At 70.5% G+C, this 24,246-nt stretch carries 21 protein-coding genes and 1 pseudogene; 10 read left to right on the forward strand and 12 right to left on the reverse strand.

The window, feature by feature from the left end; all coding sequences use genetic code 11:
• Positions 1-56: 56 nt before the first annotated feature.
• The 3 genes from HDA40_RS06350 to HDA40_RS06360 are packed head-to-tail and all read left to right on the forward strand — an operon-like array spanning position 57 to position 2,198.
• Positions 57-1,304: a sensor histidine kinase gene (locus tag HDA40_RS06350; RefSeq protein WP_253752911.1), complete on the forward strand. Its 1,248-nt coding sequence runs from the start codon at positions 57-59 to the stop codon at positions 1,302-1,304.
• Positions 1,301-1,978: a response regulator gene (locus HDA40_RS06355; protein WP_253752913.1), complete on the forward strand. Its 678-nt coding sequence runs from the start codon at positions 1,301-1,303 to the stop codon at positions 1,976-1,978. Before HDA40_RS06350 ends, HDA40_RS06355 begins: the two co-directional genes overlap by 4 nt.
• A gap of 1 nt (position 1,979) precedes the next feature.
• Positions 1,980-2,198, forward strand: coding sequence for a hypothetical protein (locus tag HDA40_RS06360; protein WP_253752915.1), 219 nt, complete (start codon positions 1,980-1,982; stop codon positions 2,196-2,198).
• On the opposite strand, the gene HDA40_RS06365 is transcribed toward HDA40_RS06360, so the two are convergent.
• Positions 2,195-3,259 carry an NAD(+)/NADH kinase gene (locus tag HDA40_RS06365; RefSeq protein WP_253752917.1) on the reverse strand — a complete coding sequence of 355 codons (1,065 nt, stop codon included), beginning with the start codon at positions 3,257-3,259 and terminating at the stop codon, positions 2,195-2,197. The two genes, HDA40_RS06360 and HDA40_RS06365, sit on opposite strands and share 4 nt — an antisense overlap.
• A gap of 98 nt (positions 3,260-3,357) precedes the next feature.
• On the opposite strand from HDA40_RS06365, the gene HDA40_RS06370 reads away from it, so the two are divergent.
• Complete coding sequence (locus HDA40_RS06370) at positions 3,358-4,989, forward strand: carbohydrate binding domain-containing protein (RefSeq protein WP_253752919.1); 1,632 nt, start codon at positions 3,358-3,360, stop codon at positions 4,987-4,989.
• Here the strand turns inward: HDA40_RS06370 and HDA40_RS06375 are convergent.
• Positions 4,977-5,567: a hypothetical protein gene (locus HDA40_RS06375; protein ID WP_253752946.1), complete on the reverse strand. Its 591-nt coding sequence runs from the start codon at positions 5,565-5,567 to the stop codon at positions 4,977-4,979. The two genes, HDA40_RS06370 and HDA40_RS06375, sit on opposite strands and share 13 nt — an antisense overlap.
• Positions 5,568-5,632: 65 nt before the next feature.
• Between HDA40_RS06375 and HDA40_RS42015 the strand changes: the two genes are divergently transcribed.
• Positions 5,633-6,478 (forward strand): LPXTG cell wall anchor domain-containing protein, encoded by an 846-nt coding sequence (locus tag HDA40_RS42015; protein ID WP_253752948.1) that lies wholly within the window; start codon positions 5,633-5,635, stop codon positions 6,476-6,478.
• Positions 6,479-6,528: 50 nt separating this feature from the next.
• Here the strand turns inward: HDA40_RS42015 and HDA40_RS06385 are convergent, their stop codons facing one another.
• From HDA40_RS06385 to HDA40_RS06410, 6 genes are all read right to left on the reverse strand, one after another.
• On the reverse strand, positions 6,529-7,206 hold the full coding sequence (locus HDA40_RS06385) for a hypothetical protein (RefSeq protein ID WP_253752950.1): 678 nt from the start codon (positions 7,204-7,206) through the stop codon (positions 6,529-6,531).
• 150 nt (positions 7,207-7,356) lie between these two features.
• The gene (locus HDA40_RS06390) at positions 7,357-8,661 is read right to left on the reverse strand and encodes a toxic anion resistance protein (RefSeq protein ID WP_253752952.1); all 1,305 of its coding nucleotides are present in this window, start codon (positions 8,659-8,661) and stop codon (positions 7,357-7,359) included.
• Complete coding sequence (locus HDA40_RS06395) at positions 8,661-9,803, reverse strand: hypothetical protein (RefSeq protein WP_253752954.1); 1,143 nt, start codon at positions 9,801-9,803, stop codon at positions 8,661-8,663. The genes HDA40_RS06390 and HDA40_RS06395 overlap by 1 nt, the downstream gene beginning before the upstream one ends.
• 25 nt (positions 9,804-9,828) lie before the next feature.
• Positions 9,829-10,422 carry a 5-bromo-4-chloroindolyl phosphate hydrolysis family protein gene (locus HDA40_RS06400; protein WP_253752955.1) on the reverse strand — a complete coding sequence of 198 codons (594 nt, stop codon included), beginning with the start codon at positions 10,420-10,422 and terminating at the stop codon, positions 9,829-9,831.
• Entirely contained in the window at positions 10,419-12,056 is a 1,638-nt protein-coding gene (locus HDA40_RS06405; RefSeq protein ID WP_253752956.1) for a vWA domain-containing protein, read from the reverse strand. The genes HDA40_RS06400 and HDA40_RS06405 overlap by 4 nt, the downstream gene beginning before the upstream one ends.
• Before the next feature lie 194 nt (positions 12,057-12,250).
• On the reverse strand, positions 12,251-13,498 hold the full coding sequence (locus HDA40_RS06410; RefSeq protein WP_253752957.1) for an ATP-grasp domain-containing protein: 1,248 nt from the start codon (positions 13,496-13,498) through the stop codon (positions 12,251-12,253).
• Between the two features lie 217 nt (positions 13,499-13,715).
• On the opposite strand from HDA40_RS06410, the gene HDA40_RS06415 reads away from it, so the two are divergent.
• Positions 13,716-14,744 carry an aldo/keto reductase family protein gene (locus HDA40_RS06415; protein ID WP_253752958.1) on the forward strand — a complete coding sequence of 343 codons (1,029 nt, stop codon included), beginning with the start codon at positions 13,716-13,718 and terminating at the stop codon, positions 14,742-14,744.
• Positions 14,745-14,839: 95 nt separating this feature from the next.
• Here the strand turns inward: HDA40_RS06415 and HDA40_RS06420 are convergent, their stop codons facing one another.
• A complete protein-coding gene (locus tag HDA40_RS06420) occupies positions 14,840-15,418 on the reverse strand; it encodes a DinB family protein (RefSeq protein ID WP_253752959.1) in 579 nt (192 codons plus the stop codon).
• An 80-nt stretch (positions 15,419-15,498) separates the two neighbouring features.
• On the opposite strand from HDA40_RS06420, the pseudogene HDA40_RS06425 reads away from it, so the two are divergent.
• Positions 15,499-15,945: pseudogene (locus HDA40_RS06425) on the forward strand (RNA polymerase sigma factor); the annotation flags it as partial.
• A complete protein-coding gene (locus tag HDA40_RS06430; protein ID WP_372503152.1) occupies positions 15,925-17,373 on the forward strand; it encodes an outer membrane protein assembly factor BamB family protein in 1,449 nt (482 codons plus the stop codon). The pseudogene HDA40_RS06425 and the gene HDA40_RS06430, both read left to right, overlap by 21 nt.
• 60 nt (positions 17,374-17,433) lie before the next feature.
• Here the strand turns inward: HDA40_RS06430 and HDA40_RS06435 are convergent, their stop codons facing one another.
• The 3 genes from HDA40_RS06435 to HDA40_RS06445 form a co-directional block, all read right to left on the reverse strand.
• On the reverse strand, positions 17,434-19,140 hold the full coding sequence (locus HDA40_RS06435; RefSeq protein ID WP_253752960.1) for an NAD-binding protein: 1,707 nt from the start codon (positions 19,138-19,140) through the stop codon (positions 17,434-17,436).
• Positions 19,141-19,193: 53 nt separating this feature from the next.
• Positions 19,194-20,204, reverse strand: a complete 1,011-nt coding sequence (locus HDA40_RS06440; RefSeq protein WP_253752962.1) for a dioxygenase family protein — start codon at positions 20,202-20,204, stop codon at positions 19,194-19,196.
• A 143-nt stretch (positions 20,205-20,347) separates the two neighbouring features.
• Positions 20,348-21,220 (reverse strand): DMT family transporter, encoded by an 873-nt coding sequence (locus tag HDA40_RS06445; RefSeq protein WP_253752964.1) that lies wholly within the window; start codon positions 21,218-21,220, stop codon positions 20,348-20,350.
• Positions 21,221-21,323: 103 nt separating this feature from the next.
• Here HDA40_RS06445 and mptB point away from each other — a divergent pair, with 103 nt between their 5' ends.
• Positions 21,324-22,769, forward strand: coding sequence for a polyprenol phosphomannose-dependent alpha 1,6 mannosyltransferase MptB (gene mptB, locus HDA40_RS06450; RefSeq protein ID WP_253752966.1), 1,446 nt, complete (start codon positions 21,324-21,326; stop codon positions 22,767-22,769).
• Positions 22,766-24,130 (forward strand): glycosyltransferase 87 family protein, encoded by a 1,365-nt coding sequence (locus HDA40_RS06455; protein WP_253752968.1) that lies wholly within the window; start codon positions 22,766-22,768, stop codon positions 24,128-24,130. Before mptB ends, HDA40_RS06455 begins: the two co-directional genes overlap by 4 nt.
• Positions 24,131-24,246: the final 116 nt, after the last annotated feature.

Consider the following 24,246-nt stretch of genomic DNA (forward strand, 5'->3'; position numbering starts at 1 on the left):
CGCGGCGTAGTCCCCGGGCTGATGGCAGCGCCGGGACCAGCACGGATAATGGCCGCGTGGCGGAACCCCCGGAGCGTGAGCTGATGGAGCGCGTACGCGCCCTGCTGCGGCCCAGCGGGCCGGCGTGGCCGATGACGGCGCGCAACCAGCTCTTCGACATCGCGCTCGCGCTGGTCTGCGCGTTCGGCGGGCTGGACTACGTCTTCGACAAGGTCTCCGACGAGCCGGCCTTCCTCGGCGCGGACGGCGTGATGCATCTTCGCCAGGAGGGCCCGAACCGGGGCGGTCTGATCTTCGTCACCCTGCTGGCCTGCGTCATCCTGACGCAGCGGCGACGGTACCCGCTGGCCGTGCTCTGGATCATCGCCGCACTGACCGTCCCGGTCATCGACTACGTGCCCCGGGTCTGCTACTACGGCTGCGTGATCGCGGCCTACAGCGCGGCCGCGTACAGCCGCTATCGGGTGCCGACGTTCGCCAGCGTCGGCGTGCTGGCCTTCCTGACCTGGCGCTCCACCAGCCAAGGCATGCCGTCCGTGCCGGATCAGTACGTCGGCATCGTCGTGCTGGCGATGCTGGTGCTCGCGGGACTCGCCCTGCGACTCTGGCGAGCTCAGAGCGACGAGAGCCGGCGCCGACTCGCCGCCGCCGACGAGGAACGGGCCACCGCCCTGCGCCGGGCGGTCGAGTCGGAGCGGTCCCGGATCGCCCGGGAACTGCACGACGTGGTCACCCACAACGTCAGCGTCATGGTCATCCAGGCCGGGGCGGCCCGGCGTACCCTCGACATCTCGCCGGCGCAGTCCCGGCAGGCGCTGCTGGCGGTCGAGGGCGCCGGGCGTACCGCGATGGCGGAGTTGCGGCACGTCATGGGGTTGCTCGCGCCGGCCTCCGGCGAGGCCCCCGACCTCGCCCCGCAGCCCGGTCTCGACCAGTTGGAGACCTTGGTCGGCCGGGTCCGGGACACCGGGATGCCGGTCGCCCTCTCGGTCACCGGCACGGCGCGCGCCGTCGCCAGCGGCGAGGCGCTCGCGGCGTACCGGGTGGTGCAGGAGGCGCTGACCAACGCGGTCAAGCACGCCTCAGGCGGCGCGGCCACCGTCTCGGTCCACTATGGAGAAGAGGAGCTCAGCATCGAGGTCACCGACACCGGCGGCCGGGCATCGGGCGACGGCGGCTCCGGCCGCGGCCTGCTCGGCCTCCGCGAACGTCTCGCGGTCTACGGCGGAACCCTGCGGACCGGGCCGCTGCTCACCGGCGACGGGTGGCGGGTCACCGCCGTCATTCCCATGAGTACGCCATGAGCGCCCCCCGCGTCGTCATCGCCGACGATCAAGCACTGGTACGCGCCGGGTTCCGGATGATCCTCGCCTCCGACGGGATCGAGGTGGTGGCCGAGGCGGTGAACGGGGTCGAGGCGGTGCAGGCCGTCCGGCGTACGCGCCCGGACGTGGTGCTCATGGACATCCGGATGCCGGAGATGGACGGGCTGGAGGCCACCCGGCGCATCCTGACCGGCGACAGTCCGGACCAGCCGCGCGTGGTGATCCTGACGACCTTCGACCTCGACCAGTACGTGTACGCGGCGCTGGCCGCCGGGGCGAGCGGCTTCCTCCTCAAGGACGTGACGCCGGAGCAACTGGTCGCCTCGGTACGCCTGGTGCGGGCGGGCGACGCGCTGCTCGCCCCGAGCATCACCCGCCGTCTCGTGGACCGGTTCGCCCGCCGGGACTCCCCGGCCGCCACGGCCCACCGGGACCTGGCCACGTTGACGCCACGGGAGTTGGAGGTGCTGACCCTGATCGCGCACGGCCACACCAACGCCGAGTTGGCCGGGCAGCTGCACCTGTCGGAGGCGACCGTGAAGACGCACGTCGCCCGGATCCTCGGAAAACTCGGTTTACGCGACCGCGTGCAGGCCGTCATCCTCGCGTACGAAACGGGGATCGTCGGCCCCGGCCGGACCGAAAGCGAGTGACATGCCCGCACCGAGCGGATTCGACTACGTGGTACGCGCGGACGGCACCGTGGTGATCACCCACCACGGCCGGGCCGCCACCACCTTGCGCGGCGGCCGGGCCGCGGAGTTCCTGGCCGAAGTGGACGAGGACCCGCAGGAGATCATGGCCCGCTGGACGGGCAACTATCGGCGCGGCAACGAGCGCACCGCCCGCAACCACCCCCGGAACCGGAGTTAGGGAACGTCCGCCCAGGGACCGGGATGCTGCAGGTCCGGCGGGATGGGCTCGGTGGGCCGGTAGACGGCCGGCGCCTCACCGTCGGCCAACGCCGCCGCCGCGTCGGCGAGCCCGAAACGGTCGCGTACGCGGCCCAAGAAGGAGAACTCGCCGACCCGGGCCAGCCGGGCGGACCGGGGTGCGGCGTACACGGAGACCCAGTCGCCGGGTTCGAGCACGCCACGCAGCTGACCGTCCACTGTGACCGCAACCCGGCCGGACCGTTCGAGCACCAGTACGCCGACGCGCTCCCGCCGGGCGTCCAGCAGGATGCTGCGGTTGAACGCCATGTGCGGGGCGACCGGGGTGAAGACCAGGGCGTCGATGCCGGGTGACACCACCGGCCCGCCCGCCGCGAAGCTGTACGCCGTCGACCCCGTCGGCGACGCGACCACCAGGGCGTCGGCCGAGTACGACGCGAAATGGCGGCCGCTGACGTAGACGGCGACGCTGGCCAGCCGGTCGCGCGCCAGCTTCTCGAAGACGACGTCGTTGAGGGCGGTGATGTCGAGCGCGACGCCCCAGCCGACCTCTTCCGGCGTACCGAGGCGCGGCTCGGGCGGCGGGAGCATCGGCCCCCTGCCGAACTTCAGGTAGGACTTGATGTCGGGCGGGATCGCCAACGGGCGCGAGGCGCGCATCGTCAACGTCAGCCGCTCCTCCACCTCGACGTGCCCCGCATACACCGCGTCGAGCGCCGCGACGACGTCCTGGGGGCGTACCTCGGTGAGGAAGCCGACCCGGCCGACGCTGACGCCGAGCACCAAGGCGTCGGCGTGCATCGCGACGCGTACGCCGCGGAGGAAGGTGCCGTCGCCGCCGATGGTGACGATGAGGTCGGGGTGCCCGGCGCGGGCCGCCTCCTCGGCGCTGTGCAGCCGCCCGTCCCCGGGGGCCGCGTTCCACACGTCGACCTCGACACACGGTATGCCGTGCTCCCCCGCCCAGGCGCGGACCTGAGCGGCGGTGATCGCGGCCTGCTCCCGTCCACCGTGTACGACCAGCCCGATCCGGCTAATCATCGGCCACCCCCTCGGGTCGAGCCTAGGTGACCGGTGGCCGCCGACCGCCGGAACGACACCTATAGACACAGTAAGGAAAGTTTATTAATAATGCACGCATGAGAAAGCTTCGATTCATCGCGCTCGCCCTGGTGCTGGCCGGTTCCCTCGCCGTCGAAGCACAACCGGCGTACGCGGCCAACCTGCTCAGCAATCCCGGATTCGAGACCGGCGCCCTGTCCCCCTGGTCGTGTTCGGGCGGACTCGGCTCGGTCGTCAGCACACCCGTCCACAGTGGCAGCAAGGCGTTGGCCGGAGCCGCGTCGGCCGCCGACAACGCCCAGTGCACCCAGACCGTCACCGTGCAGCCCAACACCGCGTACGCGCTCACCGGCTGGGTCCGGGGCAGCTACGTCTACCTCGGCGTGGTGGGCGGCGCCTCGACCTGGACGCCGTCGGCGGCGGCGTACACCCAGCTCACCGTGAACTTCACCACCGGCGCGTCGCAGACCAGCGTCCAGGTCTTCCTGCACGGCTGGTACGGGACCGGCACCTACTACGCCGACGACGTCTCGCTCGACGGCCCCGGAGGCGGCGGCGGTACGCCCACCGGCCCGGCGACGCCGACCGGCTTGGCCGTCACCGGCACCACGAGCAGCTCGATCTCGCTCGGCTGGGCCGCCTCGACCGGCGCGACGGGCTACCGCGTCTACGAAGGGACCACCCTGCGCGGCACCGTCACCGGCACGACGGCGACCATCAGCGGCCTGGCCACCTGCTCCAGCCACAGCTATGGCGTCGCGGCGTACAACGCCGACGGGGAGTCCACGGCCAGCGCACCCGTGTCGGCCAGCACCTCCGGCTGCCCGACCGCGCCCGGCCTGCCGACCGCGCCCTACGTCGACCTGGGCGCCTGGCCGACTCCGCTGCTCACCGACCTGGCCGGCGGCAGCACACTGAAGAGCTTCACGCTCGCGTTCATCACAGCGTCGGCGTGCAAGGCGATGTGGTTCAACGCGTACGACCCGCGGCTGGCCTGGAACCTCGACCAGATCCAGGCGATCCGGGCAGCCGGCGGCGACGTCAAGGTCTCCTTCGGCGGCGCGACCGGCATCGAACTGGCCCAAGCCTGTTCCACGGTCGCCGCGCTGCAGGCCGAGTACCAGGCCGTCGTGACCGCGTACAACCTGAAGTACATCGACCTCGACATCGAGGGCTCGGCGACCGCCGAACCGACCTCGGTCGCCCGGCGCTCGCAGGCGCTGGCGGCGCTCCAGCAGGCCAATCCCGGCCTCAAGATCTCGCTGACGCTCCCGGTGCTGCCCGAGGGCCTGACCGCCGACGGCCTGAACGTCGTCCGCTCCGCTCGCGACGCCGGGGTCGACCTCGACCTGGTCAACGTGATGGCGATGGACTACTACCGCGCCGGCGACTACGGCGACCTCGCGGTCCAGGCCGCGAACTCGACCTTCGCCCAGCTCAAGACGCTCTATCCGGCCAAGACCGACGCCCAGGTCTGGAAGATGGTCGGGGTCACCCCCATGCTCGGGCAGAACGACGACGGGCACGTCTACGACCAGGCCGACTCGCGCCAGATGGTGACCTTCGCCCAGTCGAAGCATCTGGGGATGCTCTCCTTCTGGGAGACCACCCGCGACCGCAACGACTGCACCGGCGCGCTCTACCGATGCACGAACGTCGCGCAGGCGCCCTACGAGTTCAGCAAGATCTTCGCGGGCTATACCGGCTGATCAGTCACCGGCTGATCGGTGACCGCGGCGGTCGAGTCCTTTCCGCGTACCAGTGTGGAAACCAGCTCGACCGTCGCGACCGTCAGCAGCGCGAGACCCGCGCCCACCCCGGTGATGGCGCTGGGTTCGACGTCGGTCGTCAGGCCGACGATCAGCGCGACCACCGCGACGGCCGTGACGACCACGCCGAGCGGGACCAGGAGCCGGTCCTTGAGCACCGGCGCGAGCGGGATGAAGTGCACGCCGACCACGGCGCAGATCCACACCGGGATGTACGCGGCCTGCCCGGTGACGCCGAGGATCGCGGCACCCACGCCCGCCAGGCCGAACTCGATGCCGACGATGATGCCGTAACGCTTGCCGGACTCCCGGTCGCGGATGGCCGCGGTCGACTTGGGCGCGCGGAAGCCGACGATCGCGCCGACGACGGCGACGGCCAGCGAGACGTAGCTGGCGATGATGAGCAGCGGAGTCAGCCACCCGGGCGGGTTGGCGCCGCCCCAGCTGAACCAGGCCGATCCGAAGAAGCCGAGGACCAGCGCGGTGATGCCGGCGTCCCGCCGTGACTGTTGTTGCATGATCGCCAAAGTACCTCAGCGTTGCATCAGCGTTTGCTGGACTAATTAGCGTAGGTTCACGCCTTGTGTACACTATCTGCCGGATTCGCCCCATCGCTGCCAGCGGGCTCGCCGGGTTGGCGCTGGCCCTGACCATCGCGACGGCGGCGACCGCCGACACCGTCCACAGCCTGCCGGGCGGAAACTGGAGCGTGCTGCCGGACACGACGGCCGGCGGATCGGTCACGATCGTCCCCGGCCCCGGTACGCCGCCCGCCGGAACCGGCAGCCTCAAGCTGCACGTCGACGCGACCACGGACCGGGCGCTGGCCGGGACGGAGTTAGGCGAGCTGACCACCCGGCCCTGGTCGGCACTCTCCGCGTCCTATTCGACCTATGTCGCCGACGGTGATCCGGCGGGCTTCACACCGACCCTCCGCTTCGCCGGGTTCCAGGTCGTGACGCCTTCCCCGGCGAACTTCACCACGTTGAGCTTCGAACCTCGGCACAACGGGACCGTCACACCCGGCCAGTGGCAACAGTGGCCCCTCGGGCCCGACTCGATCGTCTGGCAGTCCAACACCACCGACGGGTTCTGCGTACAGGCCACCCGGTGCACCTTGGCCGAATTCGTCGCCCGATATCCGGCCGGGGCGTGGGGCCAGGCCCAGCTGGGCCTGGGCTCGGGCGTCGCCGGACCGGCCGACGGGTACGCCGACGCGGTCACCATCACCGACGGCGCGACCAGCCAGTTCACCGACTTCGACCCAACCCCGGCACCGTCGGCCAGCCCCTCGGCGAAGCCGTCGCCGACCGGACCGAGCCTGCCGGACACCGGCCTGCGCGCGAGTACGCCGACCCTGGTCGGAGCGGCGCTGCTCGCGGTGGGCGCCGCGCTCACCATCGGCCTGCGACGCCGCCGCCTGCGGTAGCATTTCCGCCCGAGGTCGAGCCGGGCTGGCGGACGCCACCTGGGTAGACGTCAGTTCGCCCAGACGGCGATCTCTACCGTGGCCACCGCCGGCGACGTTCCGGCCGGTGGGCGTACGTCCTGGACGGAGATCATCGCGACCTTGCCCTGGGCGAGGAACAGGCAGAACTGGAAGTGCGCACCCTTGCGCATCTTGGGCAACGCCTTCTCGCGGTTGGTCCACGCTTCCTCACAGGCGGACCGGGTGATCGGGACACCGGCCGAGACCTCTCCGCTGGTGGCACCCGTGCCGATCTCGCCGTCGTAACTCCACCCGACGTCCCGGATGTCTTGCCAATCGCCGCGCTTGGCACCCCAGTTCGCGGCGGACGAATCGAGGTCGATCGCATCTGTCGCCTTCCAGGCGTAGACGTCTCGGCGAATTGGCGCGGGACCGTCGTCACCGCCTTCGGAAACACTCGGGCTGGGGCTCGGACTGTCGCTCGGGCTCGCGGTCAGACCGGCGGACCGGCTGCCCGAGGGATCGGCCGTGACCTTCGAATCCGCGCGGAACGCCACGACTCCCGTCACCAGTGCTCCGACCAACAGGAGGACACCGACGGTCAACGCGACGCGCATCATCCACCGCTCGGCCTCGGGATGCGTATCCAGCCGTCGCTTGAACCAGAAGCCCAGGACGGGTACCGCGAACCCGGCGAGCGCCAAACCGATCGTCAGCCAACTATCCACCGGCGCAGGTTACTGTCGAGAAGGGACTGATCACCTCACGTGACCGGGTGACGCCCGCCGTCCTGACGGGCGTCGTTCCCGGCCACTCAGCGATCCTCGCCGCCGCTCAGCGGACGGCGGACGCCGCCGCTCGGCGAGTTCGGCCGCCGCTCAGCGCACGACGGTCGCCGAACTCTCGATCACCGAGGCGGGGATCTCCGGCGCGGCCGGCAGCTCCAGCGGCTTACGGGCCTTGGTCACCAGCTCGACGACACTGCGGGACAGCTGCTGCGAGCTGGCCGACATCGACTCCTGCGCGGTGACGATCGCGGTCACCACCTCGGCACGGGCCTGCTGGCCGAAGCGTACGGCCTCCTCGATGCCCTTGGCCTGGGCGTCGATGGAGGCGGCCACCTCCAGGATCGTCTCCGGCCGGACGGTCGGGGTCTGGATGATCCGGGCGATCTCCGGGACGGCCTTGCCCGACGCCGACGCGTACGCCGAAAGCACCTCGTTGGCCCCGTCGGCGACCGCCTGCTGCATCTGCGCGGCCTGGTTGGCCTGCAGGAGCAGCCCCCATTGGGCGATCGTCAGCTTCATCGTGGGGATGGTCAGGTTGACCAGCAGGGCCAGCCGCTGCCCCAGCCCGTAGTTGAGCAGCCGGATGTTGCGGACCTGCGGCGACGTCGACCACGCGACGAACAGGCGCTGCTGGTATTCGTTGATGCGTACCTCGATCGCCTGGACGAACTCGGTGACCCGCGACAGGCGCTCTTCCTTGTCGCGCTTGTCGACGTCGTTCGGGTCGATCACGATCGACCGGGCCTCGGCCACGGCGAGGTCGCGTACCAGTTCCATGACGGCGATGGCCCCCACGAGCTGGCCGATCGCGGCCTCGTTGGCCCGGTAGAGCTCGTCGCAGAGCACGACGTTGCGCTTGAGCTGGTGCTGCTTCTCGACCAGCGTGCCGGCGATCCGGTCGAGCTGTTGCTCGACCGAGCGGGCCTCCTCGAAGAGCATCTCGACGAGGTCGCGGCCCTTGCGGAAGATGCCCTTGACCGCGTCCATGAACTTGTCGAAGGTCTCGCGGAGCTTGGGGTCGGTCGGGTCGTACTTGTGCCGGAACTCGCGCATCCGGTCGTTGATCTCGTGCATGATCGCGGTCAGCTCGGGGATCTTGACCGGGCCGACCTCCCGGAAGATTCGCGAGACCTGGGTGTTCACGCCGTCGATCGCGCCGGAGCCGAAGTTCGCCAGCTTGTCGGTGTCGGCGAGCATCTGCGGGTAGAGCTGCTTGGCCAGGGTGGCCGCCTGCTCCCGCTGGCCGGGGGTGAGCATCTCGGCGCAGACCAGCTGCTTCGGCTCACCCGTCGCGACCAGCGCGGTGATGGCCTGATCGGCGGCGCCGACGGCGGGCTCGGCCGGGCCGCCGACGATGCTGCCGAAGTCGATCGCGAGCTCGGTGGGCTGGGACATCAGGAGCACTCCTTCGCGTCCTTGACGCAGGCGAGCAACGCCAGGGTGACCTCGGCGTTGGGCGGGGTGGTGGTACGGATCTGGTCGGCCAGCGGCAGATCCTTGAAGACCGCCGGGTCGTTGATCCCGACCTGGACGCTGGACCGGAAGCCGTACTTCTGCCAGGCGATCTCCTGGATCTGCCGGTCCTTCATCGCGTCGATGAATCGCCCGGCCGCGGCGTCCAGCGCGAGGATCGGGTGATCGCTGTAGATGGTCGGGTCGGGGTAGAGGATGCGCACGTTCTTCAGCACGCCGGCGCTCGACGCGCCCATCTGCACGACCTGCTGGATGAGCTGGTTCTCGTAGCCGGCGTAGAGCGGGGCGTGGAACTCCGCGCCCTGGGTCAGCCACTGCCGGAAACCGGCGTCGGAGCTGGCCGCCTGCAGACCCTGTGCGTCGTACAGCGCGCGGATGGTCGGCAGCACGCTCTTGGCCTGCGCCAGGCTGGGCGCCTGGAAGACGTCGGCCGTGGCGATGATGTTCAGCTCCAACTGGGTCAGCGTGAAGCCGCTGTTGGACCGGGCCGGGTCCGTGCTGGACACGGTGATCGGCCCGTGCAGGTCGGCCGCGCCCAGCGAGTCCCAGGTCTTGCGCTTCAGGACGTATTCCAGGAGCAGCTTCTTCAGGTCGACGATGTAGTACCGCTCCGACCGCTTCACCACCAGCCCGGCCTTGACCAGCGCCTCGGTTCCCTGCGGACCGGCGTACACGACCTCCGGGGACTGGAGCACGGTCTCGGCTCGGTATTCGCCGAACGCACCGGTGTGCTTGGTCTCGAAGACGTTCTGTGCACTGGCGCTGGACGGCCACAAGCAGTCGATCTTGCGGCTCTTCAGGTCCTCGGTGCCCAACTGCACCTGGTCGTAGGAGCCCTGCGGGTTGAATCCGACCGTGACGCCGTACGTGTCCTTCAGGATGCGCTTGACGTCCGGGTCGGCCATCAGCTCGGTCTTCTCCGAACCGCCCACGCAGTTGACGGTGACCGCCTCCGGCGTACCGCCGCCGGTGCCGCCGCCGTCGCCCCGGGTCAGGACCCAGGCCGCGGCGACGCAGACGACCAGGACGAGCACGAGCCCGATCAGGAAGCGGGGACTCGGCATTCTCACTTTCGACAGCTCCTTAGGGTCACAGTGTCGGCAGCTTGGGCGGGGCGACGGTCTCCAGGTTCGCCTGGTACTGGGCGATGTCACCGGAGTTGACCAGCCGGAGGCTGTCCAGAGTGAACTGGGCGAACCGGTCGAACGCCGCCTCACCGCCGGACATCAGGGCCGCCGGGTCGGTGTAGAAGGACGGGTTCCGCTGGATGTCGAGGTACTGCGTGAGCACCCCCGACAGGCTGGTCAGGTGGGCGCCCAACTGGCTGGCGCTGGAGTAGAGACTGTTCGGCGACCGCGCCTTCACCCGGGCCAGCAACTCGGGCACCTGCTCGCAAGCCTGCTGCAGGAGATGCTTCGCGGTCGGCGAGGCCACGTCCTTCAGGCCACGCCGGATCTCCCGGATCGTCCGCAGCGCCTCTTCCATCTTCTTCTCGGCGTCGGCGGCGTACTCGTCGTCGGAGACCTCACTCGGCCGGCGCGAGTCGACCATCAGGTAGAGTCCGACCGCCCCGGCCGCCGCCAGCAGCGGCGACCAGAGCAGGCTCCGCGTCACGACGAAGACTCCGACGAAGATGCCGACCGCGGCCACGAGCGCGGCCCCGGCCGCCAGCTTGCCTCTCACTTGTAGCCCGCCGCCTGCCGCAGCGCGGCCACCAGGTCGTTCTGCTGCACGAACGTCCCGCCGGTGGCGGCCGAGACCTCCTTGAGCTGGTCCGGATCCGCGTCACTGCCGAACGCGATGGAGATCACTGGTACGCCCAGCGCCTTGACCGCGTCCAGTGCCGGTCGCCGGTCGCCACCGCTGTCGGACTTCCCGTCGGACATCACGATGATCAGGCGTTTGCGGCCCGAGTCGGTGATCTTGCCCAGTTCCTCGGCCGCCCGGCGCAGGCAGGCGTACATGTTGGTGCCGCCGCCCGGCGAGTAGTCGGTGATGTGCGTGGTCAGCTCGTGCAGCTTGCCCGCGTCGTTGCCGTCCACACTCCATGGACCCTCGGTGACCTTGCTGTTGAAGATCGCCACGGTGGTCCGGTCCAGCGGCCCGGTCTGCAGGAAGTTCAGGGCGGCCTGGTCGGCGTCGAACACCTGGTGCGCGGCGTCCTGGACGCCCGTCCAGCCGTTGTTGTCCTCCATGGACCCACTGCCGTCGAGGCAGTAGTACGCGTCGACCGGCTTGCGATACTGCGTCTGGTACCGCTCCAGTGCCGCCACGATGACGGCCGCCGAGGGGTACTGGATGCCCTGCTCCTTCAGGTTCGCCTGAATCCCCCAGTCCGGGTTGAACACCGTCAGGTCGGGGTTGTCCAGGGTCAGCCCGATGCTGCTCGCCGGCCGGCGGCCCAGCTGGAGCAACTGCTTCTTGGCCTGCTCGTCGCTCAGCAGGTACGCCTGCAGCTCGGTCAGGATCTGCCGCTTGCCCGCGTCGGCGTCGTTGTCGTGCGGCAGGAAGCCGAGCGGGGCGTCGCTGATCGCGAGGGCACCCCGGGGATACACCGCGTACAGGGGCTCCTTGTTCGCCTTCACCAGTTCCTGGTTCTTCTCGATCACCAGGTCTTCGTAGGTGAACATCGTCCGGCAGGTGTCCGGGTGCGCGACACACTCGTTCATCATCGTGCCGGTCGACGGCGGGGTGGCGTCCATCGCCCGGATGAACCGGGTGATGCCCTGCGCGACCCCGGGCGAGTCGAGCTGCGCCTGAGTGAGCGCCTGGCCCGTGCCGTTGCCCGCGAAGTGGTTCATGAAGGCGAACAACGCCGTCGCGCCCGAGTTGGACTGCGTCGGGTTCGTCGCCCACACCTTGGTCTGTCCGGACTCGACGGCGGTCAGGATGTCGCCGATCTTCACGTCGGGCTTGCCGACGAAGCCCAGCTTCTGCATCTCGCCGCGCCAGCCCGCGTACACGATGGGGGTCAGGAACATCGGCTTGACGTCCTGCAGCGTGCTGGACGCGTCGCCGATCTGCGAGAAGACCGAACTGGCGAACCAGTACGCGTCGTAGTCTTTGTCGCCGGCCTTGAGCAGCCGGGCCTGGTCCACCGAGCCCTTCAAGGTGAACCGGCAGTCGTAGCCCTTGCCCTTGCACCACGGCACGACCACGGTGTCGAGCACCTTCTGCTGCTCGGATCCCGCGACGATGCTCAGCACCTTCGGGTCGGCCGAGTAGCCGTCGCCTTGGGACTCCTTCTCGTCGCCGGTGCACCCGGTCAGCGTCAACGCGGCCACGACCGCTGTGATGAGCAGTGCCCTGAGTCGCACCTGCCACCCCTCCCCATGTCTGCTCGAACGATTCCCTTGGTAGCAGGCCCTGACAAGGGCAAACATGGTGAACGCATAGTGAACGGCAGATGAATCGACACTAGTCACGCGCCCTCACCCCGGACCTCCCTCGGGGCGTTGATCATGGAGTTAACTGCGGCCTCGACGGCGTGTCGACACCGGAAACCCCATGATCAACGCGGCAAGCGGGCGGGCGTGATGTCGAAGCCCTCCTTGAGCGAGAGGATCCTGCGCCGGGCGTTCTCCGTGAGCGCACGTCCGTCCGATGTGGTCATCGGCTTGCCGGACTCGAATCGGGCCATGATCGCGCCGGGCAGCAGGGTCACGCCGCGCTCAGGCAGTCCGCTGACGCCGGGCGGCGGCTCGGGCAGGTCGTGCACCACCCCGGCCGGGCCGTCCCACCGCAGCAGCAGGTGGCTGCCGGGGCGTACCGGGTCAGGCTGCCGAAGCGAGGCACCGAGCGGCACTCCCAGCAGAGCCTCCACATGCGACACCAGGCAGGGCTCGTCCTGAAGCTCGCTCAGCAGCCACGAGGAGCCCTGCACCCGGGGATTGATCTCCAGCAGCGCGAGCTGCGACCCGCCGACCGCGATGTCGATCCCGAAGACGCCCCGGTGACCGAGCGATCGAAGCCACTCCCCCACCACGGCAGCGGCTTCGATCGCGGCGGCCTCCACCGCGCTCTCCGCCAAAGAGCCGAAGGTGCTCCCGCAGTACGCACCGAAGCCGAACCCCAGCTCCCGGATGCCGCTGGACTGGGTGGACACCGGCAGGAGGCGTACGCCGTCGGCGTGGACGACGCCGGCCGCGTTGATCGTCATGTCGCCGGCGTACTGGGAGAACAGCCAGTGCGAGACGTGGGGCTGGCCGGTGAGCGCCTTGGTCACGGCGGACTCGGCCGACACGAGATAGGTGCCCTGCCCACCCGCGCCGCTCGGCGCCTGCATGACGAACGGCGTCCCGAGCTTGCGGGCCACCGTCGCGAAGTCCACGTCGGACGCGTCGAGGATCAGCTCCTCGGGCACGGGCAGGCCCAGCTCACGCAGCTTCGACCGCACCAGGATCTTGTCCTCGGCGATCGGCTCGGCGACCCGCATCGGGCTGGCCGCCAGGCGTACGCGGCCGGGCCAGGCCGTCGCGGCCGACTCCCAGGCGAGGCTGGCCCGGGGTGGGATCAGCAGCACCGGGCGGTCGTCGTCAGCGCTGGTGGCCAGCACCTTCGGGACGAAGTCGGCCAGCCGGGCGACGTCGCCGAACCGCCACCGGCGGCGTACGCCGTCCAGCCGTTCCAGCGACAGGCCCGTCGTTCCCGGGGTGACTCCGGCGTCGCCGGACAGGACGCAGATGCACGACGGGTGCCGGGTCAGCGGCGCCATCATGCCGGGGTACGCACTGGCGGTGACCAGCCGATAGCCGGCCAAGCCAGGACCTGGACCAGTCGATCCAGGGCCGGGACCACTCGACCCGAGGCTTGGGCCACGAAGATCCGATGTCATGGGCGAACTGTGACGCAGACCGCCCCCGATCGTCATCGCAGGTGGGTTGACGACAGGTGAACATTCGCCATCCGGAGGCGGACATTTCGGTCCCGCTTTCGCCGCCGCCGGGTCACCTCGGGCGGGGGTAGAGTCGATCTTCATGGAGCACCGTCACCTGGGCCGAAGCGGCCTGCAGATCAGCGCCATCACGTTCGGCAGCTGGCTCACCCACGACTCGTCGGCCGCCGACTCGGCCAAGGCGACCTTGCGTACGGCGCTCGACGCGGGGATCACCACGTTCGACACCGCCGACGTCTACGGCCGCCCGGAGTTCGGGGCCGCCGAGGAACTGCTCGGCGACACCCTCCACGGCGTACGCCGAGAGTCGCTGGAGATCCTCACGAAGGTCTGCCTGCGTACCGGGCCGGGGGCCAACGACGAGGGCCTGTCCCGCAAGCACATCCTGGAGAGCTGCCACGCCTCGCTGCGCCGGTTGCGCACCGACTACGTGGACCTCTATCAAGCTCACCGGTTCGACCCGAGGACGCCGCTCGAGGAGACCATGACGGCCTTCGCCGACCTGGTACGCCACGGCAAAGCGCTCTACATCGGCGTCTCGGAGTGGACGGCGGCGCAGATCGAGGCGGGCGCGGCGCTCGCCCGGGAGTTGCGCGTACCGCTGATCTCCAACCAGCCGCAGTACTCGATGCTCTGGCGGGTGATCGAGGCCGAGGTCGTTCCGGCGGCCCAGACCGCCGGGCTGGGCCAGATCGTCTTCTCGCCCGTCGCCCAAGGTGTGCTGACGGGCAAATACCTCCCCGGTACGCAGCCGCCCGCCGACTCGCGCGCGGCCTCCGCGAAGGGCTCCGCCTTCGTCGGCCGATACATGTCGGACCCGGTGCTGGCCGCGGTGCAGCGACTCAAGCCGATCGCCGACGAGTTCGGCGTCACCCTCGCCCAGCTCGCCGTGGCCTGGGTGCTGAGCCGGCCAGGTGTCAGCGCGGCGATCATCGGCGCGTCCCGGCCCGAGCAGGTCGCCGAGAACGCGGCCGCCGTCGAGGTCAAGCTCGACGACGACGCGCTCGCGCGGATCGACGCGGCGCTCGTGGACCCCGTCCACGGCGACCTCGTCGAACGCGACCCGGCCAAGACCGCCCGGCCGTTCGACGTCATGCCCGCCTGGCGCTGACCCGAGCGCGCTTCCCCACCTGACGGACTCCTGCAGATCACGGTTATCCATGCCTCAACCGGCGTCGGAAGCATGCGTAACCGTGATCTGCACCCCTACATGAAGGTGCGGGCGGCGGCTTCGACGCGATCCCGGTAGCCGGCCCAGAAGCCGGCGTCGGTCGTCGGCAGGTTCGACACGTCGGCCCGTAGGCCCACCGCGCCGTCGATCAGCTCGCGGACGAGGTCGGCGTGGCCCGCGTGGCGCTGCGCCTCGGCGGTCATGTGGCAGAGGATCTTGTGCAGGGTGACGGCGTTGGTCGCCGGGTTCCACCAGGGCACGTGCCCGATCGCGGTCAGCGGCAGCTCGGTGATGGTGCTGTCGGCGTGCGCCCAGGCCCGCTCCCACAGGCCGAGGATGTCGGCCCGGCTCTCCTCGGGCGTGACCCACATGTCGGCGTTGTCCTCCATGTCGTCGCTCAGCCAGGGCGCGACCTCTGGGAACGGCCGGTCGAAGGTGTTGCCGAAGTATCCGGCGGTGATGATCGCCACGTGCTTGACCAGGCCGAGCAGGTTGGTGCCGGTGGGCACGAGCGGCCGTCGCACGTCGTACTCCGTCAGGCCGTCGAGCTTCCAGATCAGCGCGTCACGGGCGGCGTACAGGTAGTGGACCAGGTCATCCTTGGGGTCGCTCATGCCGACAGCATAGGTTGCAACCGTTCGGGCACCGGACCCGTGTCCATCGGCGAGAAGATCCCTACGGACAGGCGGTACACGTGGATTTCGTCGAGTTCTACCGGGCGACCTCACCCCGGACCCTGCGCTACGCGTACGGTCTCACGGGTGATCTCCCCCAGGCCCAGGACGTGGTCCAGGAGGCTTACGCCCGCGCCTGGCAGCGCTGGCGCAAGGTCAGCGGGTATGACGACGCCGAGGCGTGGTTGCGCCTGGTGGTCACGCGTCTGGTCTTCGACTGGTGGCGGCACTTGGCGGTACGCCGAAAGGCGCCGGCGGCTCGCGTAGGCGTCGTCCCACCGCCCTCCGAGGACACGGTCCTGCTGACCACCGCGCTTCGGCAGTTGCCGGAGCCGCAACGGCGCGCTCTCGCCCTGCATTACCTGCTCGACCTGCCCATCGGCCAGATCGCCGCCGAGACCGGGGTGGCCGAGGGCACGGTGAAGTCGTGGTTGTCGCGGGGCCGGGTGGGGCTGGCCGAGGCGCTCCGGGAGGAGTCCGACGCGGCGAAGATCCCGCCCGTCGAGGACGTCACGCGCCGGGCCCGCCGCCGTACGCGTACCCAGGTGGCCACCGCTGCGGGCCTGGCCGTGCTCGCGATCCTGGTGCTCGCGACGGTGATCTTGCGGGGCACTGCCGCCGACCCGAACCCGCCGCAGCCGGTCGCGCCGACCACGAGCCCGGTCGCGTTCCGCAAGCTGGAGCAGGTCGGCGACGTCGCGGTGACGATGCCGAGCGGCGTCGACTTCGGGATGGCCGAGATCGTGGGCGATCGGGGATTCGTCGCCTGGCGCGGGCCGACCGGGCAGCTCGGCCTGGGCGCGGTCGACGTGCGGACCGGCAAGGCGCTGTGGCCGGTGCGGACGCTGCCGGGCACGTTCGGCGACTGGAACGGCATGATCGCGCTGCCGAACGCGATCGTCAGCATCGGCGAACACGACGACGGCACGAGCCCGGACAAGGAGATGTTCGTCGTCGACCCGGCGACCGGGAAGCTGCGTTGGCATCGGGGCATGGACGTCAACGGGTTCGACATCCTGGCCTACCCGGACGTGATCGTGCTGGCCGATCACGACGCGAAGAAGACCACGGCCTACGACTGGGTGACCGGGCAGCCGAAGTGGAGCTTCGACCGGGCGATCAGCACCACCTTCGGTACGCACACCGCCGGGGATCTCACCTCCCCCGCCGGCTACCGATCCGGGCCGTTCGCCACCCTGGAGAGCGGCAGCACGCTGCTCCAAGTCGACGACGCCGGAACCCTCACCGAGTACGCCGTCGCCACCGGCAAGCCGACCGGGCGCTCCTGGCCGGGTGCTGAGGGCGGCACCGGAACCAACGCCGGCTTCATGGCGTACGACGGCAAGGTCTACACCGTGTCCGGCTCGTCGCTGCGGGTGCTCCGGCTGGAGGCAGGCCAGCAGTGGCAGCCGCTCTACACGGCCGAGGTGCCGGTGGCGTCGCCGGACAACGGCAACCGCCTGCAGAACCTGACTCCGTGCAGGCGGGGACTGATCTGCGTCCTGGACGGCGACCTGTTCCAGGCAGACGTCGTCGCACTCGACGGGTCCAAGGTCGTCTGGCGTACGCGGATCGCCGGCGCCGAGACGATGCTGCCCGCCGGGGAGTACGTCTCCGTCTCGGGGAGCAGCGAGAAGGGCCCGCACAGCGTGCTGCTGGACGGCCGCGGCAAGGACGTGCTGACCGACGCCGAACGGGCCGGGACGGTGACGCGCGTAGCCGGGAACGCGGTGTTCCTCTACCACGACGGGCACCTGTTCGGGCTGGACCTCGGCACCCGGCGCCGGACCGATCTCGGCGCGTTCGAGCAGGCCGGGCTCGGCCCGGGGGTCGGCTCGAAGGTTCTGATCACCCAGTCCGGCAGCGGCTTCAAGCTCTACCGCTTCGCGGGGTGAACCGGCTGACCCGGCTGAGCGGCCTGACCCGGCTGAGCGGCCTGAGCCGGGTGAGTTCCGTCAGGCGGTCCGCGATCCGGCCACCGAGCGGCGGATCAGCGCGCTGAGCCCGGCCCGGGTGCCGACCACGGTCAGTCGATCGTTGGTCCGCATCCGGCGGGCCGGTGCGGGCCGCCACAGCGGCCGGGGTTCGCCGAACTCGTTGAGCGCGATCACCCGTAGGTCGCCCGGATCGTCGGCGTCGGCGATCCGGGCGCCGTCCAGATCGGACCCGGCCGCTACGACCACCTCTGCCAGCAGCAGCACCCGGCGTTCGACTGGGATGGTGCCGATGACCTCGCGGTCCATCAGCGCCTCCGCGAACGCCGGAGCGGCCAGGTAGGAGACGCTGTGCGAGTAGGGCAGGTTGAACGTCCGGCGTACGCGCCGGGCCAGGTCGCCGTCGAACAACCGCAGCACGACGTGCAGGCTGGCGCGCAGGTTCCGCGCCCGCAACGCGGTCTCCAGGTTGGACGCGTCGGAGTTGGTGATGGCGAGCAACGCCCGCGCCTGGTCGACCCCGGCCGCCCGGAGCGTCGACTCCCGGCCGGGATCGCCGATCACGAGCGGAATGCCGAGTTCCCGGGCCAGCGGCACGCCCCGGGACTTCTCCTCGGCGGCGATGGCGACCATGCGTACGCCGCGATCGTGGAGCAGCCGCAGGACGCGGGTTCCCACCCCGCCCAGCCCGGCGACGACCAGGTGGTCGGCGTGCGGCTGGCGCAGGCGTACCTCGGCGACGGCCAGCCGGGCGCGCACCATTCCCTCGACGACCAGCGCGGTGATCAGCGGCACCAGGGCGAGCCCGGCGACGCCGAGGATCAGCTGCAACGTCTTCTGCCACGGCGAGTAGCCGTCGGTCGCCTGTGGTCCACCTAGGACGGTTGCGAGCGCTTGGTAAGACGCCTCGCCGGGGCCGACCTTCAGGCTGACGGCGAGGGCGGCGGTCGCGACGACGATCAGGCCCAGCACCACGCTGATGGCGATCCGGGACTTGCGGGAGACCAGCGTGCCGAGGAACGTCCTGGCGACGCCGATCCGGCGGCCCTTCGCGGGCGCGGGCCGAGCGCCCAAAGTGGACTCCAGGTCGGGGATGCCGCGCAGATCGGCGAGCACCAGATCGGCGGCCTGCTCGTCCCGGGGCAGCATCCGCGGTCCGCCGTCCGCGGCGGTGTCGGCCAGACCGCAGATCACATACCGGTCGCTGACGTCGGCCCGTCGGACCACGACGAGCGTACGCTGCGCGACCTTGACCGGGTTGGCGGCGACCTCCCGCAGCGCGGAGGCGACCAGGGCCGGGGCGGCGATCTCGGAGTCCGACAGCACCTTGCAGTCGCCGAGCAGCGGCTCGATGCTGTGCGCCAGGCTGCTGTTGTACATCCGGATCACGATGCGCATCCGGGCGGACTGCTCCCGGGCCTGCAACGCCAGATGGATGTTGCCGACGTCGTCCTGGGCGGTCAGGGCGAGCCCGGCCGCGTCGGTCAGCCGGGCCAGCTCCAGCGCCTTCTCACTGACCCGTTCGACCACCAGGACGCGTACGCGGTCCAGCTCGGCGAAGTCACGGGCGCCGGGCTGGTGCTGCTGCTCCTCCGTCATGACCACCACGACGTCGGTGTCGTACCGGGTGGTGAGCTGTTCGGCCAGCCGGTACGCGAGACCGTCGAAGCCGCAGACCACGAAGTGCGCCGAGACCGGGGTGCGTTGCGCCGGGGTGGGAAGGGTCACGAGGGGATCGTATAGAGCCCTGTCCCCTCCCGCCCGGCCACACTGGACCGATCTCAGTTGGTCGGCGGGGCACCGCTCGGCGGGGTACCGCCACCGCCGGGAGCACCGCTGGGCGGGGTGCCGCCCGGCCCGCCGGGACCGCCCTCACCGCCGCCGGGCGGGGCCTGACCGCCACCGCCCGCCTTCGTGCCGGTGTCCACGCCGACGTTCAGCGACACGGCGTACCCGCTGGTCACGTCGCCGGTCACCGTGCCGAGCTGCAGCGCGCCCGAGTCGTCGCCGAAGACGTTGTCGGTGCTCAGGCTGACCTTCGACATGTTGGTCACCGACTGCTCGTAGCCCTTGGTCGCGTACGCCGTCTTGCAGACGTCGGCCGGCAGGGCTACCTGGGAGGTCGCGATGGCCTTGGTCGAGTCGGTGATGCTGGCCTGGTCCGGATAGACCTCGAAGTGGATGTGCGGCCACCGCCCGTCGTAGCAGGCGGGAAAGATGCTGGTGTACTTCACCTTCCCGGCGGCGTCGGTGACCTGGACCCCACGCAGGTAGTTCTGATCCGTGATGCCCTCGGAGTACAGCGAGTACCTGCCGTCACGGTTGGCGTGCCACACGTAGACCGCCACGCCCGCGAAGGCGGCGCCTCCGTTGGCCAGGTCCTTGATCGTCAGTTCCAGGGTCATCGGGATGCCCTCGGCGGTCGCGTCGCCGGTGCCGAAGCTCGACCGGATGTCGCTGCGGACGATGCCGCTCTGCTCCAGGACGTCCGGTCCGTTCGAGCCGTCGCCCGGGTAGGGGCCGGCCGTCTCCTCGGGGATCTCCCCGGCCGAGGTCGAGGTGTTCTCGGCCGATGTGCCGCCCGAGCCGCTGTCGTCGGACTTGCCGCACGCGGCGAGCCCGATCCCGGCCACGCCCAGTCCGAAGGCGGCCAGCAGCTTGCGGCGGCCGAGCAGCGTCTGCATGTCGAAGCGCAGACCTTGGTCGTAGATGTCCTCGTCGGGCTTGGCCAGCGGGCGGCCCTCGTAGGTCGGCGGCTGCGCTGACGGCCCCGATGGCGCTGTCTTGCCCATCACACATCTCCTCGTCGTCGGAAACTCTCGCCGGATTCCCAAGTCGGAGTCCTTCGTCGGATATCTCGGCGTTCACCCCATCCTGGGAGCCGTTCCTCGGCGGGGGCCGTGACGAATCTCGAAGCAGCCTGTGAGTCCGCTGCTCAGGCGATGTGCGTACGCGTCAGCGTCGGCGAATTGGCGAGCACCGCCACTCCGGTGCAGATCAGCAGCCCGGACGCGGTCAGCCCGGCGAGCGCGGCGGGCGTCGTCGGCGGGACGGCATCGAACAATACGGCACCCCATAGCCAGGCCGCGATCGGGTCGGCGACGGTCATCGCGGTGAGCGCCGCCGGAAACGAGCCGCTGGCGTACGCGTCCTGGGCGAGGATCGCCGCGACGAGCCCGGACAGCGGCAGGACGTAGGTCGGCCAGCTGGTCAGCGCGGTGGACAAGGAGTGCGTGGTGACCACGATCAGGACGGCGGTGAGGCTGAACCCGATCCCGGCCGCCGTGCCGATCAACGCCGTACGCAGTGTGCTCCGCGCGACGTGGGCCACCCCGACGAGCACCCCCATGAGCACGGCCACGATCACCACGACGTACGGCAGCAGGCGCAGCCGGTCGAAGGTCTGCGGTACACCGCCCCGCGCGGTGACCAGCGTGATGATGCCGAGGCAGGCGGCCGCGCTGCCGAACCAGTCCCGGACCAGCGGGGCGCGCCGCAGTTTCGCCGTCGCGAACGGCAGCGCGAACATCAGCTGTACGCACAGCAGCGCCTGCACGATCGAGATCGACCCCAGGTGCAGGGCGCTGGCGTGGCAGGCGAAGCCGAGGACGTTGAAGAGCATCCCGGTCCACCACAGTCGTGACCGCACGATGCGGGGCAACAGGGCCAGCACCGGAACCACCCGGGCGATGCGATGGGTCGGCGGCTCGGCGGCCACCGCGATCGCCCGGGTCGCGGTCGACTGGGCGGCGGCCGCGGTGGCGAAGGACAACGCGGAGGCCAGCGCGAGAAGGATGCCGGTCAGCATGCCCGCATGATCCAGGGGGTGGGCGGCCTCCTTCCGGCCGTCCGATGAACGCGACGCGAACGGTCCCGATGCGGGACCGAGGCGGAGCGGTAACCGGCGCATCATGCGCGGCTCACCGGCGGGCCGTCCGGCGGTCACGAAAGGCTGGCACCCTGCCGGGGTGCTGACGGCGGGGGAACCAGAGCTGCGGGCGTGGAAGCTGGACGCGGTCACCGGCTACCGCCTGCTCGGAGTAGCGGGTGCGATCCTGGTCGCGGGCACCGGCTGGGCCGCGGGCGCGTTGCCGGTCGAGAACGCGGGATCGTGGCGCGACCACGCCCTGTCGGCCGTCCTCTTCGGATACTGCGGCATCACGATGCTGGTGGCGGCTTGGATCTGGGCCGGGCGCACCCGCGACCGCGCCACTCCGCGCAGTCTGCTCGTCACGCTCGTGCTCTGGTCCGCCCCGCTTGTCGCCGGGCCGCCGCTGTTCAGCCGGGACGTGTACGCGTACCTGGCGCAGGGCGCGATGGCGGTCGCCGGGCTGGACGTCTATTCCAGCGGCGTCGGCAGCCTCGGCGGAATCCTGGGCGCGCAGGTCCCGGCGATGTGGCAGGACACTCCGACGCCGTACGGGCCGGTCTTCGTGGTGCTGGCCGCCGGGATCGCCGCCCTCGTCGGGTCGAAGCTGATCGCCGGGCTGATCGGGATGCGGCTGCTCGCCCTGGCCGGCGTCGTGCTGATGACGGCCTGCCTGCCGACCGTCGCCCGGCGCTGCGGCGTCGACCCGGCGGCGGCGCTCTGGTTGGGCGCGCTCAACCCGCTCGTCCCCCTGCACCTGGTCGCCGGGGCGCACAACGAGGCGGTGATGCTCGGCCTGCTGATCGCCGGGATCGCGCTGGCCCTGCGCGGGCGATTCGCTTTCGCCGCCGTCCTGGTGACCTTGTCCGCCCTGGTCAAGGCCCCGGCGGTGGCCGGGTTGGCGGTGGTGGCCGCGCTGTGGTGGCAGCACCTGCCCGGACGTACGCGTCATGTGCACGCCGTTGTGCGTACAACTGTGATCGGAGCGGTGACGTGCGTGGCCGTGACCGGCGCGACCGGCCTGGGTTACGGCTGGATCGCCTCCCTGAGCACCCCGATCTCGCCGCAGAGCTGGTCGGTGACCAGCGCCCTGGGTCGTGCGTCGCGGCTGGTGCTGGACGCGGACGGCCCGGCGGTGATGCGGTTCTGGGCGTGGTGCGGGCTGGCCGCGACGCTCGCCGTGGCCGCGTGGAGCTGGTGGCGGCGTGACCGGTTCGGGCCGGTGACCGCGGCCGGCCTGAGCCTCGGCGCACTGGCGCTGCTCGGCCCGGCGACCCGCCCCTGGTACGCCCTCTGGGGCCTGGTCCTCATCGCGGCCGCCGCCCCCGCCGGACGAGTACGCCGCTGGTCCGCCGCGACGTGCGGAGTCCTCGCGTTCGCCGTCCTGCCGAGCGGATTCGGCCCGGACGGACCCCAAGCCCTGTACGCCGTCGCCGGAGTCGCGCTCGCGTGCACAGGGCTGATTCTGTTGCGGCGGTTGGCATCGTGAAGCGGTTCCTGCTCGTTCTCGGCCTCGCCATCGGCATCGGCGTCGTCATCGGGGTCGCACCCGGGCATCGCGGCTGGTTCGACATCAGCGTCTACCACGGCGCGGTCGACTACTGGGTCTCCGGCGGCGACCTGTACTCCTACCTGCGGCCGCGCAGCACCTACGGCTTTACCTATCCGCCGTTCGCGGCCGTGTGCATGCTGCCGATGACGCTCGTCGGCTGGCATCCGGCGATCGCGATCAACCTGGTTCTGACCCTGATCGCTTCGGCGTTCCTGCTGTGGTTCTGGGTCGGCCCGGTGACACGGCACTTCGGCTGGCCGCGCTGGTACGCCTTCGGCCTCACCGCGTGCGCGTTCGCCGCGCTCAACCCGGTCCGGGACACCGTCAGCTTCGGCCAGATCAACCTGCTGCTCGTCGCCCTCGTCTACCTCGACCTGCTTTTCCTCACCGGCTTTCGGCTCACCGGCTTTCGGCTCACCGGCTTTCGACTCACCGGCTTTCGGCGGCCCGGTCGCCTCGGTTCTCTCCGCTGGATCAGGGATATGCATGCGATCTTGGGCCGGTTTGGCATGCATAACCGTGATCTGCTGGTAAGAAACCGCGTGGCGGGAGTCGGCATCGGGTTAGCGGCGGCGATCAAGCTGACCCCCGCGATCTTCGTGCTCTATCTGGTGGTGACCCGGCAGTGGCGGGCGGCCGCGACCGCGGTCGGGACCGCGACGGCGGCCACACTGATCACCGCGCTGGCAGTGCCGGACGCGAGCCGGGCGTACTTCACCGACGCGGTCTGGAACACGAGCCGCATCGGGAATCTGGCGTACGTGTCGAACCAGTCGCTGCTCGGGCTCGTGTCGCGGCTGCACCTGGCGCACTCGGTGTGGCTGCTGCTCGTGGTCGCCACGCTGGCGGTGTGGGCCTGGCGGTGTGCCCGCGCCAAGGATCACGTCCACGGCTTCGCCCTCACCGGGGTGGTGTCCTGCCTGATCAGCCCGATCACCTGGGTCCATCACCTGGTGTGGGCGCTCCCGGCGCTCGTCTTGTTCCTCTATGGACGCCGTCGGCTCGGGATCGCCTGCTTCGTGGTGCTGGTCAGCGGACTGGTTTGGCTATGGTCGGTGAACCCGTCGTTCGCCGGGCCACTGGCCGTACTCGGGGCCAATGCGTACGTGCTCGTCACGCTGGTGCTGTTGGTCGCAGCGCCCGTCCCGGCGCCGTCGCCGAACTCGCCAGGCGCATCCGCTCCAGCACCGCCTCGACCTCAGCGGCCGCCCGCGCTTCCCGCTGCGCCGCCTGCCCCCGCCGCGCCAACCGCCACTCGTGCGCCGCGAGACTCACGAGTTGGGGCAGCAGATCGGTAGACCGGCGAAGCACCCATCGCAATCCATCCACGGTGGTACCCAGAAGGCCGCCGACTGCGTCCAGATGGAAGTTCCCCGCAGCGTGACGTCAGCGCCGACGAGGACGAGCTCGAGGT

The sequence above is a fragment of the Hamadaea flava genome (genome assembly GCF_024172085.1).
In the GTDB taxonomy this organism is placed as follows: domain Bacteria; phylum Actinomycetota; class Actinomycetes; order Mycobacteriales; family Micromonosporaceae; genus Hamadaea; species Hamadaea flava.

Bases quoted from the DNA above. Each gene is read 5' to 3' on its own strand.
- HDA40_RS06355 (WP_253752913.1), top strand. From the start codon at position 1,301: ATGAGCGCCCCCCGCGTCGTCATCGCCGACGATCAAGCACTGGTACGC.
- HDA40_RS06360 (WP_253752915.1), top strand. From the start codon at position 1,980: ATGCCCGCACCGAGCGGATTCGACTACGTGGTACGCGCGGACGGCACC.
- HDA40_RS06365 (WP_253752917.1), bottom strand. From the start codon at position 3,259: ATGATTAGCCGGATCGGGCTGGTCGTACACGGTGGACGGGAGCAGGCC.
- HDA40_RS06370 (WP_253752919.1), top strand. From the start codon at position 3,358: ATGAGAAAGCTTCGATTCATCGCGCTCGCCCTGGTGCTGGCCGGTTCC.
- HDA40_RS06375 (WP_253752946.1), bottom strand. From the start codon at position 5,567: ATGCAACAACAGTCACGGCGGGACGCCGGCATCACCGCGCTGGTCCTC.
- HDA40_RS06390 (WP_253752952.1), bottom strand. From the start codon at position 8,661: ATGTCCCAGCCCACCGAGCTCGCGATCGACTTCGGCAGCATCGTCGGC.
- HDA40_RS06395 (WP_253752954.1), bottom strand. From the start codon at position 9,803: ATGCCGAGTCCCCGCTTCCTGATCGGGCTCGTGCTCGTCCTGGTCGTC.
- HDA40_RS06415 (WP_253752958.1), top strand. From the start codon at position 13,716: ATGGAGCACCGTCACCTGGGCCGAAGCGGCCTGCAGATCAGCGCCATC.
- HDA40_RS06420 (WP_253752959.1), bottom strand. From the start codon at position 15,418: ATGAGCGACCCCAAGGATGACCTGGTCCACTACCTGTACGCCGCCCGT.
- HDA40_RS06440 (WP_253752962.1), bottom strand. From the start codon at position 20,204: ATGGGCAAGACAGCGCCATCGGGGCCGTCAGCGCAGCCGCCGACCTAC.
- HDA40_RS06445 (WP_253752964.1), bottom strand. From the start codon at position 21,220: ATGCTGACCGGCATCCTTCTCGCGCTGGCCTCCGCGTTGTCCTTCGCC.
- mptB (WP_253752966.1), top strand. From the start codon at position 21,324: ATGCGCGGCTCACCGGCGGGCCGTCCGGCGGTCACGAAAGGCTGGCAC.